The organism is Variovorax sp. GW821-FHT09B05 (assembly GCF_059418265.1).
The window spans coordinates 75,623-93,112 of the sequence record NZ_JBWKPN010000013.1; the positions used below are offsets into that span (position 1 = coordinate 75,623).

Annotated in this window: 20 protein-coding genes; 19 read left to right on the forward strand and 1 reads right to left on the reverse strand. The window is 67.0% G+C overall.

The window, feature by feature from the left end; all coding sequences use genetic code 11:
* Positions 1-11: 11 nt before the first annotated feature.
* The 8 genes from AC07RM_RS29075 (at position 12) to AC07RM_RS29110 (ending at position 6,334) form a co-directional block, all read left to right on the forward strand.
* Positions 12-989 (forward strand): beta-ketoacyl-ACP synthase III, encoded by a 978-nt coding sequence (locus tag AC07RM_RS29075; protein ID WP_057592297.1) that lies wholly within the window; start codon positions 12-14, stop codon positions 987-989.
* Between the two features lie 62 nt (positions 990-1,051).
* Positions 1,052-2,005, forward strand: a complete 954-nt coding sequence (fabD, locus tag AC07RM_RS29080; RefSeq protein WP_490876550.1) for an ACP S-malonyltransferase — start codon at positions 1,052-1,054, stop codon at positions 2,003-2,005.
* 32 nt (positions 2,006-2,037) lie between these two features.
* Complete coding sequence (fabG, locus tag AC07RM_RS29085) at positions 2,038-2,781, forward strand: 3-oxoacyl-ACP reductase FabG (RefSeq protein WP_057592295.1); 744 nt, start codon at positions 2,038-2,040, stop codon at positions 2,779-2,781.
* A gap of 100 nt (positions 2,782-2,881) precedes the next feature.
* Complete coding sequence (gene acpP, locus AC07RM_RS29090) at positions 2,882-3,121, forward strand: acyl carrier protein (protein WP_007830471.1); 240 nt, start codon at positions 2,882-2,884, stop codon at positions 3,119-3,121.
* Positions 3,122-3,220: 99 nt separating this feature from the next.
* Complete coding sequence (fabF, locus tag AC07RM_RS29095) at positions 3,221-4,465, forward strand: beta-ketoacyl-ACP synthase II (protein WP_057592294.1); 1,245 nt, start codon at positions 3,221-3,223, stop codon at positions 4,463-4,465.
* Positions 4,466-4,478: 13 nt separating this feature from the next.
* Positions 4,479-4,976, forward strand: a complete 498-nt coding sequence (locus AC07RM_RS29100; RefSeq protein WP_093348668.1) for a hypothetical protein — start codon at positions 4,479-4,481, stop codon at positions 4,974-4,976.
* Positions 4,977-4,989: 13 nt separating this feature from the next.
* Positions 4,990-5,661: an RNA polymerase sigma factor RpoE gene (gene rpoE / locus AC07RM_RS29105; protein WP_093348670.1), complete on the forward strand. Its 672-nt coding sequence runs from the start codon at positions 4,990-4,992 to the stop codon at positions 5,659-5,661.
* A 19-nt stretch (positions 5,662-5,680) separates the two neighbouring features.
* Positions 5,681-6,334 carry a sigma-E factor negative regulatory protein gene (locus AC07RM_RS29110; protein ID WP_495336752.1) on the forward strand — a complete coding sequence of 218 codons (654 nt, stop codon included), beginning with the start codon at positions 5,681-5,683 and terminating at the stop codon, positions 6,332-6,334.
* Positions 6,335-6,370: 36 nt separating this feature from the next.
* Here the strand turns inward: AC07RM_RS29110 and AC07RM_RS29115 are convergent, their stop codons facing one another.
* On the reverse strand, positions 6,371-6,523 hold the full coding sequence (locus AC07RM_RS29115) for a hypothetical protein (RefSeq protein WP_256222762.1): 153 nt from the start codon (positions 6,521-6,523) through the stop codon (positions 6,371-6,373).
* On the opposite strand from AC07RM_RS29115, the gene AC07RM_RS29120 reads away from it, so the two are divergent.
* The 11 genes from AC07RM_RS29120 (at position 6,513) to nagZ (ending at position 17,456) form a co-directional block, all read left to right on the forward strand.
* Positions 6,513-7,439: a MucB/RseB C-terminal domain-containing protein gene (locus AC07RM_RS29120; protein ID WP_256222763.1), complete on the forward strand. Its 927-nt coding sequence runs from the start codon at positions 6,513-6,515 to the stop codon at positions 7,437-7,439. The two genes, AC07RM_RS29115 and AC07RM_RS29120, sit on opposite strands and share 11 nt — an antisense overlap.
* A gap of 98 nt (positions 7,440-7,537) precedes the next feature.
* Positions 7,538-9,025 carry a DegQ family serine endoprotease gene (locus AC07RM_RS29125; RefSeq protein ID WP_296780111.1) on the forward strand — a complete coding sequence of 496 codons (1,488 nt, stop codon included), beginning with the start codon at positions 7,538-7,540 and terminating at the stop codon, positions 9,023-9,025.
* Positions 9,026-9,548: 523 nt separating this feature from the next.
* Complete coding sequence (lepA, locus tag AC07RM_RS29130; protein WP_208513648.1) at positions 9,549-11,360, forward strand: translation elongation factor 4; 1,812 nt, start codon at positions 9,549-9,551, stop codon at positions 11,358-11,360.
* A gap of 5 nt (positions 11,361-11,365) precedes the next feature.
* The gene (gene lepB, locus AC07RM_RS29135) at positions 11,366-12,331 is read left to right on the forward strand and encodes a signal peptidase I (protein WP_208513649.1); all 966 of its coding nucleotides are present in this window, start codon (positions 11,366-11,368) and stop codon (positions 12,329-12,331) included.
* Positions 12,332-12,364: 33 nt separating this feature from the next.
* Positions 12,365-12,733 (forward strand): DUF4845 domain-containing protein, encoded by a 369-nt coding sequence (locus AC07RM_RS29140; protein ID WP_093348686.1) that lies wholly within the window; start codon positions 12,365-12,367, stop codon positions 12,731-12,733.
* A 17-nt stretch (positions 12,734-12,750) separates the two neighbouring features.
* Positions 12,751-13,437, forward strand: a complete 687-nt coding sequence (gene rnc / locus AC07RM_RS29145; protein ID WP_093348689.1) for a ribonuclease III — start codon at positions 12,751-12,753, stop codon at positions 13,435-13,437.
* A gap of 7 nt (positions 13,438-13,444) precedes the next feature.
* Positions 13,445-14,419 (forward strand): GTPase Era, encoded by a 975-nt coding sequence (gene era, locus AC07RM_RS29150; protein ID WP_490876548.1) that lies wholly within the window; start codon positions 13,445-13,447, stop codon positions 14,417-14,419.
* Between the two features lies 1 nt (position 14,420).
* Positions 14,421-15,194 carry a DNA repair protein RecO gene (gene recO / locus AC07RM_RS29155; protein ID WP_296780124.1) on the forward strand — a complete coding sequence of 258 codons (774 nt, stop codon included), beginning with the start codon at positions 14,421-14,423 and terminating at the stop codon, positions 15,192-15,194.
* Positions 15,191-15,967 carry a pyridoxine 5'-phosphate synthase gene (locus AC07RM_RS29160; RefSeq protein WP_093348696.1) on the forward strand — a complete coding sequence of 259 codons (777 nt, stop codon included), beginning with the start codon at positions 15,191-15,193 and terminating at the stop codon, positions 15,965-15,967. Before recO ends, AC07RM_RS29160 begins: the two co-directional genes overlap by 4 nt.
* Entirely contained in the window at positions 15,964-16,371 is a 408-nt protein-coding gene (acpS, locus tag AC07RM_RS29165; protein ID WP_057592281.1) for a holo-ACP synthase, read from the forward strand. The genes AC07RM_RS29160 and acpS overlap by 4 nt, the downstream gene beginning before the upstream one ends.
* Complete coding sequence (nagZ, locus tag AC07RM_RS29170; RefSeq protein WP_495336753.1) at positions 16,368-17,456, forward strand: beta-N-acetylhexosaminidase; 1,089 nt, start codon at positions 16,368-16,370, stop codon at positions 17,454-17,456. The genes acpS and nagZ overlap by 4 nt, the downstream gene beginning before the upstream one ends.
* Positions 17,457-17,490: the final 34 nt, after the last annotated feature.

Consider the following 17,490-nt stretch of genomic DNA (forward strand, 5'->3'; position numbering starts at 1 on the left):
TTCACGTTTTGATGAGCCCATATTCACGCATCACCGGCACCGGCAGCTATCTGCCGCCGCGCCGGGTGACCAACGACGATCTCGCCAAGGAACTGGCGGCGCGCGGCATCGAGACCTCCGATCAGTGGATCGTCGAGCGCACCGGCATCCATGCGCGCCATTTCGCAGCGCCCGACGTGGGCAGCAGCGACCTGGGCCTGCATGCCGCCCGCCACGCCCTCGAGGCGGCGGGACGCAAGGCAACGGATGTCGACCTGATCATCGTGGCCACCTCGACCCCCGACATGGTGTTCCCCTCGTCGGCGGCCATCCTCCAGAACAAGCTCGGCATCGCCGGCTGCCCGGCTTTCGACGTGCAGGCCGTGTGCAGCGGCTTCGTCTATGCGCTGACCGTGGCCGACGCCATGATCCGCACCGGCAGCGCACGCTGCGCGCTGGTGATCGGCGCCGAGGTGTTCTCGCGCATCCTCGATTTCAACGACCGCACCACCTGCGTGCTGTTCGGCGACGGCGCCGGCGCGGTGGTGCTGGAAGCCAGCGACGAGCCCGGCATCCTGGCGACCGACCTGCATGCGGACGGCAAGCATGTCGGCATTCTTTGCGTGCCCGGCCACGTGTCGGGCGGCAACGTGCTCGGCACGCCGCTGCTGCACATGGACGGCCAGGCGGTCTTCAAGCTCGCGGTGCGCGTGCTCGAGGAAGCCGCGCGCGCCACGCTGGCCAAGGCCGGCAAGACCGAGGCCGACATCGACTGGCTGATTCCGCACCAGGCCAACATCCGCATCATGGAAGGCACGGCCAAGAAGCTGAAGCTGCCGCGGGAGCGGCTGGTCGTCACCGTCAACGAGCACGGCAACACGTCCGCGGCCTCGATTCCGCTGGCGCTCGACGAAGCGGTGCGTTCCGGCAAGGTGAAGAAGGGTGAAACCCTCATGCTCGAAGGCGTGGGTGGCGGTTTCACCTGGGGCGCGGTGCTGCTGAATCTGTAGTAATTAGTGGGCGAGACAGCCGGTCCTGCCTAGGCGGGCCGCGTGACGTGACGCATACAACAATGAAATCCTTTGCTTTTGTCTTTCCGGGTCAGGGTTCGCAGGCGGTCGGCATGCTCGATGCCTGGGGCGATCACCCGGCCGTGGCCGAAACGCTGCGCGAAGCTTCCGAAGCGCTCGGCGAAGATCTCGGCGCGCTGATCAAGAGCGGCCCGAAGGAAGCGCTGGCGCTCACCACCAACACCCAGCCCGTGATGCTGGTGGCCGGTGTGGCCGCCTGGCGCGCCTGGCTGGCCGAAGGCGGCGCCACGCCGTCGGTGGTGGCCGGCCATTCGCTCGGCGAATATTCGGCACTGGTGGCATCGGGCGTGCTGACGCTCGCGCAGGCGGCGCCGCTGGTGCGCTTCCGTGCCCAGGCGATGCAACAGGCCGTGCCGGTCGGCACCGGCGCCATGGCCGCCATCCTCGGGATGGAGGCTGCCAAGGTCATCGCCAACTGCCAGGAAGTCACTGCCTCGTTCGGCGCCGGCAGCGCCGAAGTGGTGGAAGCCGTGAATTTCAACGACCCGATGCAGACCGTGATCGCGGGCAGCAAGGCGGCGGTCGAGAAGGCCTGCGAGACGCTGAAGGCCAACGGCGCCAAGCGCGCGCTGCCGCTGCCGGTGTCGGCCCCGTTCCATTCGAGCCTGATGAAGCCCGCGGCCGAAGCGCTGCGCGAGAAGCTGGCTTCGGTGACGCTGGCCGCGCCGCAGATCCCGGTGCTCAACAACATCGACGTGGCGGTCGAGACCGACGCCGACCGTATCCGCGACGCACTCGTGCGCCAGGCCGCCGGCCCGGTTCGCTGGGTCGAAAGCGTGCAGGCCTTGAAACTGCGCGGTGTAGCCGCCATCATCGAGTGCGGTCCGGGCAAGGTGCTGGCCGGCATGGCCAAGCGCATCGCCCCCGAGCTCGAAGCCGCGTCGGTGTACGACCCGGCCACGCTCGCCGACGTTCGACAATCGCTCGCCGGCTGACCGGTGCCAGGCCCAGAGATCTCTTTCTTCTTATGAGCATTCCCAAATTCGAAGGGCAAGTCGCCCTGGTCACCGGCGCATCGCGCGGCATCGGCGCGGCCATCGCCCTGGAGCTCGCGCAGCGCGGCCTCAAGGTGGTCGGCACCGGCACCACGGAAGAGGGCGCGTCCAAGATCACCGCCATGCTCAGCGCCTACGACGGCCGCGGTCGTGCGCTGAACGTGAACGACGGCGCGGCCGTCGAGGCGCTGATCGACGAGATCGTGAAGGCCTACGGCGCGATCCATGTGCTGGTCAACAACGCCGGCATCACGCGCGACACGCTCGCGATGCGCATGAAGGACGACGACTGGGATGCGGTGCTCGACACCAACCTGAAGGCCGTCTTCGGCCTGTCGCGCGCCGTGATCCGCCCGATGATGAAGCAGCGCTACGGCCGCATCATCAGCATCACCAGCGTGGTCGGCGCCTCCGGCAATGCCGGCCAGGCCAACTACGCGGCCGCCAAGGCCGGCGTGGCCGGCATGACGCGCGCACTGGCGCGCGAGCTCGGCAGCCGCAACATCACGGTCAACTGCGTCGCCCCCGGTTTCATCGAGACCGACATGACGGCCAGCCTGCCCGAAGCGCAGCAGCAGGCGCTGCTGCAACAAATCCCGCTGGGCCATCTGGGCAAGCCCGCCGACATCGCGCATGCGGTGGCGTACCTCGCATCTCCCCAGGCCGCCTACGTGACGGGGCAGGAACTGCACGTCAACGGCGGCATGCACATGTAGCCGCAAGGCGCAAGCTTTTCGTCGTGCCGGGCCTGCGGGGAAGCTCGCAATCCGCCCGGCTAAAATCCACCGGTTACCTACAACCCTCAGAGGGAATCAAATGAGCGATATCGAAGCACGTGTCAAGAAAATCATCGCCGAGCAGCTCGGCGTGGAAGAGTCCCAAGTGACGAACGAAAAGGCTTTCGTGGCCGACCTCGGCGCTGACTCGCTCGACACGGTCGAACTCGTGATGGCACTCGAAGACGAATTCGGCATCGAGATCCCCGACGAAGACGCCGAAAAGATCACCACGGTGCAAAACGCCGTCGACTACGCCACCAAGAATCAAAAGGCCTGATCGGCCCCAACTGACGACACTGCGGCGGCCGGCGGCTTTCTTTCGGAACCGCATGCGCCGAGCGGCCGTCGTCCAGCGCTTCCAGAAAGGTTTGCCGGCATGACCAAACGCCGCGTCGTCGTGACCGGACTCGGTTGCATCGCTCCCGTCGGAAACACGGTGGCCGATTCCTGGGCCAACCTGTTGGCGGGAAATTCGGGCATCGCGAACATCACCGCGTTCGATGCGAGCGCCTTCGCCTGCAAATTCGCGGGCGAGGTGAAGGGTTTCGACATTGCCCAATACATCTCCGAGAAGGAAGCGCGCCACATGGACCGCTTTATCCATCTCGGGATGGCCGCCGCGATCCAGGCGGTGCAGGACAGCGGGCTCAAGACCGGCGAAGAACTCCCGTACGAGGAAGCGGTCCGCATCGGCTGCAACATCGGTTCGGGCATCGGCGGCCTGCCGATGATCGAGGCCACGCACGGCGAGCTGGTGAACCGCGGTCCGCGCCGCGTGTCGCCGTTCTTCGTGCCGGCGTCGATCATCAACATGATCTCGGGCCACGTGTCGATCAAGTACGGCTTCAAGGGCCCGAACATCGCCGTGGTCACCGCCTGCACCACCGGCCTGCATGCCATCGGCACCTCGGCGCGCATGATCGAGTACGGCGACGCCGACGTGATGATCGCGGGCGGCGCCGAGTCGACCATCTCCCCGCTCGGCATCGGTGGCTTCACCGCGCCGCGCGCGCTCAGCACGCGCAACGACGATCCCGCTACGGCCTCGCGTCCGTGGGACAAGGATCGCGACGGCTTCGTGCTCGGCGAGGGTGCGGGCGTGGTCGTGCTCGAGGAGTACGAACATGCCAAGGCACGCGGCGCCAAGATCTACGCCGAAGTCGCGGGCTTCGGCCTGACGGGCGATGCGTACCACATGACGGCGCCCGACGTCGACGGCCCGCGCCGCTCGATGGTCATGGCGCTCGCCAATGCGGGGGTCAACCCCGACCAGGTGCAGTACCTCAATGCGCACGGCACCTCGACGCAGCTCGGCGACCTCAACGAGACGAATGCGATCAAGAACGCCTTCGGCGACCATGCGAAGAAGCTGGTCGTGAATTCGACCAAGTCCATGACCGGCCACCTGCTGGGCGGCGCGGGCGGCATCGAATCGGTGTTCACGGTGCTGGCCCTGCATCACCAGAAGAGCCCGCCGACGATCAATATCTTCAACCAGGATCCGGAGTGCGATCTCGACTACTGCGCCAACGAGGCGCGCGATCTGAAGATCGATGTCGCGGTCAAGAACAACTTCGGCTTCGGCGGCACCAACGGCACGCTGGTGTTCAAGCGCGCTTGAGTCTTCATCTCCCATGCACGGCGCACCGTCGGTGACCTACCCGGTGGGGCGCTCGCGTGGCGCAGCCCGCCTCCTGACCGTGGTCTGGGCACTCGGCGCGCTCTGCGCGGGTGCGTCCTGCTACTTTTTCGATAGCGTTGGCTGGCGCCATGCGCTGCTGCTGCTCAGCGTGCTGTTCGCAGGGGCGGCCGCTGGCATCGGCCTGCGCCGCGACGGCGCGGGTCTTCTTCATTTCGACGGCCAGTTCTGGTCGCTGGCACCCGCGGCTTCCGATGCCGCGGATCCGGCGCGCTCGGTCCTGGCCGCGCGCGCCGTCGTCGCGCTCGACCTGCAATCGCTGCTGCTGCTGCGCCTGAGCGAACCGGGCCGGCCGCATCGCTGGCTCTGGGTCGAGCGGCAGACGATGCCCGAGCGCTGGCGCGATCTGCGCCGTGCGGTATATTCGCGCCCCCCCGCAGCCGACACCGGCGGCGATGTCTGGCGCGCGACCGCACCCGCCGACGCACCCTGAAATCCCCCTCTCGATGACCACGTCCCCGCCGCCCGTGCCGCCGGATTCCGGCTTGACCGACGCCGCTGCGGCGCCGCGTCCGGGCGAGATCGACTTCCAGCTCGTGCAGCGCACGGTGGCGGGCGACCAGAAGGCCTTCGAGCTGCTGGTCATCAAGTACCAGCGCCGCATCGAGCGCCTGATCGGGCGCATGGTGCGCGATGTCGACCTGGTCGAGGACATCGCGCAGGAAACTTTCATCCGCGCCTATCGTGCACTGCACCAATTCCGCGGCGAGGCGCAGTTCTACACCTGGCTCTACCGGATCGCGGTGAACACCGCGAAGAAGGCGCTGGTCGACATGAAGCGCGACCCGACCATCTCGGAAAGCGCCCTGCGGCCTTCTTCCGAGGACGACGATGAAACTTACCGTCCGGGAAACGAACCAACCACCGACGAAACCCCCGAATCGGTCATGGCGGCCAACGAAATCGCGGCCGCGGTCGAGTCCGCCATGGAAGCGCTCCCCGCGGAGTTGCGCCAGGCAGTCACGCTGCGCGAGATCGAGGGCATGAGTTACGAAGAGATTGCCGAAGTCATGGATTGCCCTATCGGCACCGTGCGTTCGCGGATCTTCCGTGCGCGCGAGGCCATTTCGGCCAGGGTCAAACCGCTGCTCGACAACCAGTCAGGCAAGCGTTGGTAAGCAAAATCAGGTGAACGAAATGAATCAGACGATGACGGTTCGAGAACAGGTGTCGGCGCTCGCGGATGGTCATTTGCAGGGCGACGAGTTCGCGCAGGCCATCGACAAGGTCTGCGGCGACGAGGAATACCGCGCGGCGTGGCAGGCCTACCATGTGGTGGGCGACGTGCTGCGTTCGAGCACCAACGTGGCGTGCAGCGACAGCAGCGCTTTCCTGGCCCGTTTCCAGCAGCGGCTGGCGGCCGAGCCGGTGTCGATCCGGCCCGTGGCGGCCGTTCCCGAGGCCCAGGTGGTGCCGCTGCAGCGTCGCGCCGACGCGGCCAACGAGCCGGTCTTCCGCTGGAAGCTGGTGGCCGGTGCCGCTTCGCTGGTGGCCGTGGCCGCCATCAGCTGGAGCTGGGTCGGCAGCGGTGTCGTCAACGGCCGGGCCGGTGCCCAACTGGCGCAGCAACAACCCGTGTCGGGCCCGGTGCTCGCATCGGCCGCCACCAACGGCGCGCAGGGTTCGACGCTCACGCCCACGCGCGTGATCGTGGGCAACGGCAAGCCGCAGGTGATGCTGCGCGATCCGCGCCTGGACCAGTTGCTCGAGGCACACCAGCAGGCGGGCGGCGCCTCGCAAATGCCTTCCGGTTTCCTGCGCAACGCGACCTTCGAAGGACCCACGCGCTGAGCGTGCGCCTCTGCCTCCTTCCCTGCCAATGACTGTTCAGATGCCGATCTCCGCACGCGCGTTCGTGCTCGTGCTTGCCGCTTTTTGCATCGCGCAGATCGCTTCCGCGCAGACCCGTTCCAGTGCGGCGAACACCCGGGGCGCGGCATCGGCCCAGGCGGCGGGCGAGCCGCCCGCCATGAGCGTCACCGAGTGGCTGCAGCGCATGCACGCGGGTGCGCGCCAGCGCAATTACGTCGGCACCTTCGTGGTGTCCGCGCCCGGCGGCGATCTGTCGAGTGCGCGCATCTGGCATGTGCGCGACGGCGAGCAGCAGATCGAGCGCATCGAGGCATTGAGCGGCCCGCAGCGTTCGACCTTCCGCCGCAACCAGAGCGTCATGACCTTCCTGCCCGAAGCCAAGGTGGTGAAGGTCGAGAAGCGCGAGAACCTCGATCTCTTCCCCAATCTGCCCGACAAGCAGGATTCGTCGATCGGCGAGTTCTACGACGTGCGGCCCATCGGCAAGGACCGCGTGGCCGGCTTCGACGCCGACGTGGTGCAACTGACGCCGCACGACGGCCTGCGCTTCGGCTACCGCATCTGGAGCGAGCGCCGCACCGGGCTGGTCGTCAAGCTGCAGACGCTCGACGATCAGTCGCGCGTGGTCGAGCAGTCGGCCTTCTCCGAGCTGCAGCTCGACGTGCCCGTGAAGGCCCAGGCCTTGGCGCAGATGATGGCCAACACCGCCGGCTATCGCATCGAGAAGCTCGAGCTCGAGCGCACCAGCGCGCAGGACGAGGGCTGGACCCTGAGCGCGCCGGTGGCCGGCTTCAAGCCACGCAGCTTCTTCCGGCGGCCGGCCGCGGGCGGCGACAAGAACGCCGCGACGCAGGACCGCACCGTGCAATGGATCTTCTCCGATGGGCTCGCCTCGGTGTCGCTCTTCATCGAGCGCTACGACGCCAAGCGCGCGCCGCGCGACGGCGTGCTGACCATCGGCGCGACCAATGCGATCCGCAGGCGCCTGCCCGAGCCGGCCAACGACTGGTGGCTCACGGCGGTAGGCGAAGTGCCGCAGCAAACCCTGGACGCCTTCGCGCAGAGCCTCGCACGCACGCGTTGAAAAGAACATGTCCGACACCTTTCTCGCCCGATCCGGCGAGAAGCGGAAACTCTCAGTACCTGTTTCGAGTCGCAGCCGTTCTCTTTGAAAGACAACCGATGATGTTCAAGATCGAGGGACACAAGCTCCGTTCCGGCGTGTTCGCGTCCATGCTGGCGCTCACGGCCGGGTTGGCGTTCATGCCGGCCGAGCCGGTGCAGGCGCAGACCGCCACCCGCACGCTGCCCGACTTCACCGACCTGGTCGACCAGGTCGGCCCGTCGGTGGTCAACATCCGCACCGTCGAGAAGGTGGCGCAGCGCAGCGGCAATGGCGGCGAGATGGATGAGGAGATGCAGGAGTTCTTCCGCCGCTTCTTCGGCCAGCCGATTCCCGGCGCTCCGCGCCAGGGGCCGCGCCCCAACCGCCCGCAGCCGCAGGAAGAAGAACGCCCGCGCGGCGTGGGCTCGGGTTTCATCCTGACGGCCGACGGCTACGTCATGACCAATGCGCACGTGGTCGAGGACGCCTCGGAGGTAATGGTCACGCTGCCCGACAAGCGCGAGTTCAAGGCCCGCATCGTCGGCGCCGACAAGCGCACCGACGTGGCGGTGGTGAAGATCGAGGCCACCGGCCTGCCGGCCGTGAAGGTCGGCGACATCTCCAAGCTGCGCGTGGGCGAATGGGTGATGGCCATCGGTTCGCCTTTCGGCCTCGAGAACACCGTCACCGCGGGCATCGTGAGCGCCAAGCAGCGCGACACCGGCGAGTACCTGCCGTTCATCCAGACCGACGTGGCGATCAATCCCGGCAACTCGGGCGGTCCGCTGATCAACATGCGCGGCGAGGTCGTCGGCATCAACAGCCAGATCTATTCGCGCTCGGGCGGCTTCATGGGCATCTCGTTCTCGATCCCGATCGACGAAGCGATCCGCGTGAGCGAACAGCTGCGCACCTCGGGCCGCGTCTCGCGCGGACGCATCGGCGTGCAGATCGATCAGGTCACCAAGGACGTCGCCGAATCGATCGGCCTGGGCAAGGCGCAGGGCGCGCTGGTGCGCAGCGTCGAGGCCGGTTCGCCGGGCGAGAAGGCCGGCGTGGAGCCGGGCGACATCATCACCAAGTTCGACGGCAAGGCGATCGAGAAGCCGAGCGATCTGCCGCGCCTGGTGGGCAACACCAAGCCCGGCACCAAGAGCACGCTGACGGTGTTCCGCCGCGGCAGCTCGCGCGACCTGAGCGTGACCATCGCCGAGATCGAGCCCGACAAGCCGGCCAAGCGCGCCGCCGACCGCGAGGAGCCGGCGCCCAAGCCGCAGGCTTCCGCCGCCGCCAAGTCGCTGGGCCTCGCGGTCAGCGACCTGAGCGATGCGCAGAAGAAGGAGCTCAAGCTCAAGGGCGGCGTGAAGGTCGACGCCTCGAACGAGGCCGCGGCGCGTGCCGGCCTGCGCGAGGGCGACATCATCCTGGCCGTGGGCAACATCGAGGTCTTGAATGCCCGCGAATTCGAGTCGGCCGTGGGCAAGGCCGACAAGAGCAAGCCGCTCAGCGTGCTGTTCCGCCGTGGCGAATGGGCGCAGTACGCGCTCATCCGGCCCGCACGCTGATCCCGGCGGTGCCGTCAAGTGGCCCCACCCGTCAGTCGGGTTTGGGGCCATTTTTTTGAGCTGTTTGCGACGCTTCGGCGCGCCGCTCTAAAAAAATCTGCATCGGCCTCAAGCCGGCGATTTGTTAGTGTTTGCTGACTTAAGGAAGGGCTAAGGACCGTTTTCGGTAGAATAGCGGCCTCTCGGCGGCGAGTCGGCGCATAAGCCGAGCGGTCTCCTTCACGATGCGAGATGTTAGGTGACAGTCCACCGACGCTCCACAGATCGCCCACAAGTTGTTCAGAGAGTGCTCCACCAAGCCTGTTGATAAGTTGTTTATAAGTTGCTTGTTGTTGACCCGCAACGACCTGTTTGGACCCTGTTCCCGGATGTACGTGCTTCCCTTTTTGCCTACAATGAAGTTCCAACTACTGCAGTTGCCATTGCTTGTTGGTTCAGGGCGCGTCTCCAGGAGACGCGCCCTTTTTTCTTGCCTGTTGCCCTCTGTGCACGAGCCAATTCAAGTACTTAAGCGTTCCCGTTGATGAATCACATCAGAAATTTTTCGATCATTGCGCACATCGATCATGGCAAGTCGACGCTCGCAGACCGTTTGATCCAGCGCTGCGGCGGCCTCGCGGAACGCGAGATGGAAGCGCAGGTGCTCGACTCGATGGACATCGAGAAAGAGCGTGGGATAACCATCAAGGCACAGACCGCGGCACTGCACTACAAGGCACGCGATGGACAGGTCTACAACCTCAATCTGATCGACACGCCGGGCCACGTCGACTTCTCTTATGAAGTGAGTCGCTCGCTGTCGGCATGCGAAGGCGCGCTGCTCGTCGTCGATGCATCGCAAGGCGTGGAAGCGCAGACGGTGGCCAACTGCTACACCGCGCTCGACCTCGGTGTCGAAGTGGTGCCCGTGCTCAACAAGATGGATCTGCCGAACGCCGATCCCGACAACGCACGCACCGAGATCGAAGACGTGATCGGCATCGACGCGACCGATGCGATTCCCTGTTCGGCGAAGACCGGCCTGGGCATCGACGACATCCTCGAAGCGATCGTGCACAAGATGCCGGCGCCGCGCGGCAATCCCGACGCCGCGCTGCGCGCGATGATCGTCGACAGCTGGTTCGATCCGTACGTCGGCGTCGTGATGCTGGTGCGCGTGGTCGACGGCCGGCTCGCAAAGGGTGACCGCATCAAGATGATGGCCTCGGGCGCCAGCTACAACGCCGACAACGTCGGTGTCTTCACGCCGGCCAACGAGCCGCGCGCTTCGCTCGAGGCGGGCGAGGTGGGCTACATCATCGCGGGCATCAAGGAGCTGCAGGCCGCGAAGGTCGGCGACACCGTCACGCTGATCAAGCCGGGCACGGGCGGTGCGGCCGCCACCGCGACCGAGGCGCTGCCGGGCTTCAAGGAAATCCAGCCGCAGGTGTTCGCCGGTCTCTATCCGACCGAGGCCAGCGAGTACGACTCGCTGCGCGACGCGCTCGAGAAGCTCAAGCTCAACGACTCGTCGCTGCGCTACGAGCCCGAGGTGAGCCAGGCGCTGGGCTTCGGCTTCCGCTGCGGCTTCCTCGGCCTGCTGCACATGGAGATCGTGCAGGAGCGCCTGGAACGCGAGTTCGACCAGGACCTGATCACGACCGCGCCGAGCGTGGTCTACCAGGTGGTGCGCAGCGACGGCGAGGTCATCATGGTCGAGAACCCGTCCAAGATGCCCGAGGTCGGCAAGATGAGCGAGATCCGCGAGCCGATCGTGACCGTGCATCTGTACATGCCGCAGGAATACGTCGGCGCCGTCATGACGCTCGCCAACCAGAAGCGCGGCGTGCAGATGAACATGGCCTACCACGGCCGCCAGGTCATGCTGACCTACGAGATGCCGCTCGGCGAGATCGTGCTCGACTTCTTCGACAAGCTGAAGTCGGTCAGCCGCGGCTATGCCTCCATGGACTACGAGTTCAAGGAGTACCGCGCCTCCGACGTGGTCAAGGTCGACATCCTGCTCAACGGCGAGAAGGTCGACGCGCTCTCGATCATCGTGCACCGCACCCAGTCGCAGTACCGCGGCCGCGCGGTGGTGTCGAAGATGCGCGAGATCATCTCGCGCCAGATGTTCGACGTGGCCATCCAGGCCGCCATCGGGGTCAACATCATTGCGCGTGAGACAATCAAGGCGCTGCGCAAGAACGTGCTGGCCAAGTGCTACGGCGGCGACATCACCCGCAAGAAGAAGCTGCTCGAGAAGCAGAAGGCGGGCAAGAAAAGAATGAAGCAGATCGGCTCGGTCGAGGTCCCGCAAGAGGCCTTCCTCGCGATCCTGCAAGTCGAAGACTGATCAACATGGCATTCATCACCTCCCTCATCCTCGCGGCATTCGCCGGCTACATCGGCGCCTGGTACTTCGGAGCGATCGAGGGCAACTTCGCCTTGCTGTTGTTCCTGGCCACGGTGGTCACCGGCCTTTACTGGCTGGCCGAGCGCTTCTACTTCCTGCCGCGGCGCGAGCGCGCGGCTGCCGCGCTCGAGAGCTCGCTGGCCGAGCGCAACGCACGGCTGGCCGGGCAGGGCATCAAGCAGGTCGACACCGCCGACGCCAAGGCCAGCGAACGGCTGCTGATGCAGCCCTGGTGGCTCGACTGGACCGCCGGGCTGTTCCCCGTGATCCTGGTCGTGTTCCTGCTGCGCTCCTTCCTCTACGAGCCGTTCAAGATTCCCTCGGGCTCGATGATGCCCACGCTGCTCACCGGCGACCTGATCCTGGTCAACAAGTTCACCTACGGCCTGCGGCTGCCGGTGATCAACACCAAGATCACCGACGGCACGCCGCTCGCGCGCGGCGACGTGGTGGTGTTCCGCTACCCGCCCAAGCCGAGCCAGGACTACATCAAGCGCGTGGTCGGCATTCCCGGCGACGAAGTGGCCTACCTGAACAAGAAGCTGACCATCAACGGCCAGCCGGTCTCGAAGGAGGCCGCGCCCGACTACCTCGACGGCGAGTCGATGCGCCTGCTCAAGCAGTTCGACGAGAACCTCGCGGGCAAGCAGCACAAGATCCTCAACGACGACGCCGGCCCCGCCTTCGTGCCCGGCGCCAGCGACTTCCCCTTCCGCGAGAACTGCCGCTACTCGGTCGAAGGCGTCACCTGCAAGGTGCCGGCCGGCAACTACTTCATGATGGGCGACAACCGCGATAATTCGGCCGACTCCCGTTTCTGGGGCTTCGTGCCGGACAAGAACATCGTGGGCAGGGCCTTCTTCGTCTGGATGAACTTCGGCGATCTGGGACGCATCGGTCCGTTTCAATAAGCATCAAGCAATTCGTTCGAGGGGTATGAGGGTATGAGAACTGTTCGGTCCAGCCGGAACAGTGCGGCGCGTCAGCGCGGCATCTCGTTCATCGGGCTCGTGTTCGTGGCCGTCGTGCTGGCCTGCGTGGGCGTCGTCGTCGCCCAGGTCATCCCGACGCTGATCGAGTACCAGGCGATCTACAAGGCCGCCAACAAGGCCAAGGAAGGCAGCACCGTGCCCGAGATCCGCGCCATCTTCGACCGCGCCCAGGCCATCGACGACTTCCAGTCGGTCACCGGCAAGGACCTCGACATCAAGAAGGTCAACGACAAGGTCGTGGTGGCCTTCTCCTACGAGCGCGAGATCCCGCTGTTCGGCCCCGCCTACCTCGTGCTCAAGTACAAGGGCGAGACCAACTGAACGCCCAGGGAAGCAAGGTGGATGGCGGCCTCACGGCGCTCCAGTCGCGCCTGAAGTACACGTTCGCCGACCCGCGGCTGCTGCAGCTCGCGCTCACGCACCGCAGTTTCTCCGCCGACCACAACGAGCGCCTCGAGTTCCTCGGCGACTCGGTGCTGAACCTGGCGGTCTCGCACCTGCTCTACACCCGCCTCGCGGCCCTGCCCGAAGGCGACCTGTCGCGCGTGCGCGCCAACCTCGTGAAGCAAGACACCCTGCACCGGCTGGCCGTGGGCCTCGCGCTCTCGCCGCTGCTGCGGCTGGGCGAGGGCGAAGCCCGCTCGGGCGGTCCGAACCGGCCCTCGATCCTGGCCGACGCGCTCGAGGCGCTGATCGGCGCGGTCTACCTCGATGCCGGCTTCTCGGCCGCGCAGGCGCTGGTGCACCGGCTCTACGAAGCGGTCGAGATCAATCCGCGCATGGAAGCGGTGGGCAAGGACCCGAAGACCGAATTGCAGGAATGGCTGCAGGGTCACAAAATGAAGCTGCCCGTCTACCGCGTCGCGGGGACACTGGGGGCAGCGCACAAGCAGACCTTCGACGTCGAGTGCGAAGTGCCCGAGCTGGGCCTTCGCGAACGCGGCATCGGCGGTTCGCGCCGCGCCGGCGAGCAGGCGGCAGCCGCCGCCATGTTGATCCGCCTCAAGGCACGCGGCGGCGCGTGAAAACGAAATGAACGACGCTATCAAATCAGCAGCACAGCCCCAGGACCCGACGGGCGAATCCAAACCATCGGAAGCCACGGGCCCGCAGCACTGCGGTCTGGTCGCCATCGTCGGCAAGCCCAACGTGGGCAAGTCCACGCTGCTCAACGCGCTGGTCGGCCAGAAGATCAGCATCACCTCGCGCAAGGCGCAGACCACGCGCCACCGCATCACCGGCATGCGCACGCTCGGCGCCACGCAGTTCGTGTTCGTCGACACGCCGGGTTTCCAGACCCTGCATGCCAACGCGCTGAACAAGTCGCTCAACAAGACCGTGCAGGGCGCGGTCGGCGACGTCGACCTGATCCTGTTCGTGGTCGAGGCCGGCAGCTTCACGCCGGCCGACGAGCGCGTGCTCAAGCTGCTCGGCAAGGGCATCCCGACGATCCTGCTGGCCAACAAGCTCGACAACGTCGGGCGCCGCGGCGACATCGCGCCCTGGCTGCAGCAGATGCAGACCAAGCACGAGTTCGCCGAGTTCGTGCCGATGTCGGCCAAGAACGCGAAGGACGTCGAGCGCCTGTTCGGCATCTGCGAGAAGTACCTGCCCGAGCAGCCCTGGTTCTACGACGAGGACGAGCTCACCGACCGCAGCGAGAAGTTCCTCGCCAGCGAGCTGGTGCGCGAGAAGCTGTTCCGCCTCACCGGCGACGAGCTGCCCTACACCTCGACTGTCGTCATCGACAAGTTCGACGAGGAAGCGCCGCAGAAGAAGGGCCACAAGCGCCTGCTGCGCATCGCCGCCACCATCGTGGTGGAGCGCGACAGCCACAAGGCGATGGTGATCGGCGACAAGGGCGAGCGCATCAAGCGCATCGGCATGGAAACCCGCGTCGAGCTCGAAAAGCTGGCCGATGCCAAGGTGTTCCTCGAACTCTGGGTCAAGGTGCGTTCGGGCTGGGCCGACGACGAGGCCCGCGTGCGCTCGTTCGGCTACGAATGAAGTGGCCGCCGCCCACCGCGTTTCGCACGAACCGGCCTATGTGCTCCATCGCTACGACTGGAGCGAGTCGAGCCTGATCCTCGAGGTCTTCACCCGCCACCACGGGCGCATCGCGCTCGTGGCCAAGGGGGCGAAGCGGCCGAGCTCCAACTTCCGCCCGGTGCTGCTGCCGCTGCAGCCGCTGGAGATCAACTACGGCGGCGATGCCGAGATCCGCACCCTCAAGGGCGCGGAATGGATGGGCGGCCACGTCATGCCCACCGGCGATGCGCTGCTGTCGGGCTACTACCTCAACGAGCTGCTGCTGCGCCTGCTGGCGCGCGACGACGCGCACGAGGCCCTGTTCGACGCCTATGGCGGCGTGGTGCAGGTGCTGGCCGGCGATCATGGCGGCGCCCAGGCCGCCACCCAGGCGGCCGCGCTGCGCGCCTTCGAGCTGCTGCTGCTGCGCGGGGTCGGCCTGCTGCCGCAGCTCGATGTGCAGACCCTGACGCTGGAGTCGCTCGAAGCCGGCACCCGCTACGCCCTGGTCGCCGAGGCCGGCCTGCGCGCGGCGGCCGACGACGAGGCCGCGCTGGCCGGTGCCGACTGGCAACGGTTGCAGGCCGCACTCGACGACCGCGCGCCGTTCACCGCCACGCTGCGGCTGGTCGCGACCCTGAGCAACGGCAGCAACAGCGCGCTGCGCAATCAGCTGCGCGCGCTGCTCAACTACCATTGCGGCGTGTCCACGCTGCGTACGCGGCAGTTGATGAGAGATATCCAAGCACTATGAGCACTTCCTCTGCCTCGGCCGGCACCACCGCGCTGTCGGTCAATCTCAACAAGGTCGCGCTGGTGCGCAATACGCGCCACCTGGGCATTCCGAGCGTGGTGAAGGCCGCCACCCTGTGTCTGCAGGCCGGCGCCCAGGGCATCACCGTGCATCCGCGGCCCGACGCGCGCCATATCCGCACGCACGACGTGCACGACCTGTCGGCGCTGCTGGCGAAAGACTGGCCCGGCATCGAGTTCAACATCGAGGGCAACCCGTTCCAGAACCTGATGGACTTCGTGCGCGAGCTGCGCCCCCACCAGGCCACCTTCGTGCCCGACAGCGAGACCCAGTCCACCAGCGACCATGGCTGGACCTTCCCCGACGACGCCGAGCGCCTGCGCCCGCTGATCGCGGAAGCCCGGGCGCTGGGTGTGCGCGTCAGCCTGTTCATGGACCCGATTCCCGAGATGATGGCCGCGGCCAAGGCCGTCGGTGCCGACCGCGTCGAGCTCTACACCGAATCCTTCGCGGCCTCGCGCGGCACGCCCGACGAGCAGGCCGTGCTCGAGCGCTACGCGGCCACGGCGCGCGCCGCGCTCGCCGCCGGCCTGGGCCTGAACGCCGGCCACGACCTGAGCCGCGACAACCTCACGCCCTTCCTGAAGGCGGTGCCCGGCGTGCAGGAGGTCTCGATCGGCCATGCCTTCGTGGCCGATGCGCTCGAGCTGGGCTACGAGGCCGCCACGCGCGACTACCTGCGCTGCATCGCAGAGGCCCACGCCGCCGCATGATCTACGGCATCGGCACCGACATCTGCGACGTTCGCCGCATCGCCGCGACCTTCGAGCGCCAGGGCGAGCGCTTCGCGCGCCGGGTGCTCAGCGACGCCGAGTTCGCGGTCTGGAAGGCGCGCAGCGAGCGCTGGCCCAAGCGCGGCCTCAGCTATCTCGCCACCCGTTTCTCGGCCAAGGAGGCCTTCAGCAAGGCCATCGGCATGGGCATGCGCATGCCGATGAGCTGGCGGCTGTGCGAGATCGCCAACCTGCGCAGCGGCAAGCCGGTGATCGTGCTGCACGGCGAGCTCAAGACCTGGTTCGAGGCGCAGAACCTTACGGCCCACGTCACCGTCACCGACGAAACCGAATACGCCGCGAGCTTCGTGGTGGTCGAACGCAAGGATGGGCCCGCGCCATGAGTGCGAAGACCGAGGAACTGCTTCTGTCGCCGCTGGTGGTCGACGTGGCCGGCACGGCGCTGACCGATGCCGACCGCCGCCGGCTGGCGCATCCGCGCGTGGGCGGCGTGATCCACTTCGCGCGCAACTGGGAAAGCCGCGCGCAGATGACGGCGCTCAATGCCGAGATAAAGGCGATCCGGCCCGACCTGCTGATCTGCGTCGACCACGAGGGCGGGCGGGTGCAGCGCTTTCGCAGCGACGGCTTCACCCATCTGCCGACGATGCAGTCGCTGGGCGAGCTCTGGATGCGCGACGCGATGCAGGCCACCCAGGTCGCGACCGCGGCGGGCCAGGTGCTGGCCGGCGAACTGCGCGCCTGCGGCGTCGACTTCAGCTTCGCGCCGGTGCTCGACCTCGACCATGGCCGCAGCACCGTGATCGGCACGCGCAGTTTCCACCGCGATCCGCGCGTGGTCGCGCTGCTGGCCAAGAGCCTGATGCACGGCATGCTGCTCGCGGGCATGCGCAACTGCGGCAAGCACTTTCCGGGGCACGGCTGGGTCAATGCCGATTCGCATGTCGAGATCCCGGTCGACAAGCGCAGCCTCAAGGCCATCCTGGCCGACGACGCGCGGCCCTACGACTGGCTCGGCGGCACGCTGGCCGCGGTCATGCCGGCGCACGTGATCTATCCGAAGGTCGACAGCCGGCCCGCGGGCTTCTCGCCGCGCTGGCTGCGCGAGATCCTGCGCGGCCGCTTCGGCTTCGACGGCGCCATCTTCAGCGACGACCTCAGCATGGAGGCCGGCCGCTACATCGATGGCGAACTGCTGAGCTTCGCCGACGCGGCGCTGGCCGCGCTCGGCGCTGGCTGCGACCTCGCGCTGCTGTGCAACCAGAGCATCGGCGAGGGCCGGCCGCTCGACGAGTTTCTCGACGGCTTCGAAGCCGCCGAACGCGCCGGTCGCTGGCAGCCCGGTGCCGAGGCGCGCGCCAGCGAGGCACGGCGCCGCGGCCTGCTGCCGCAAGGCGAGCCCGTCGACTGGCAGGCGCTCACGCGTTCGCGCGGGTACCTCGATGCGCGCCGCTTGCTCGACATCTAGCGCGACGCCATCGTCGCCCGCGGCGGTCCGCTGC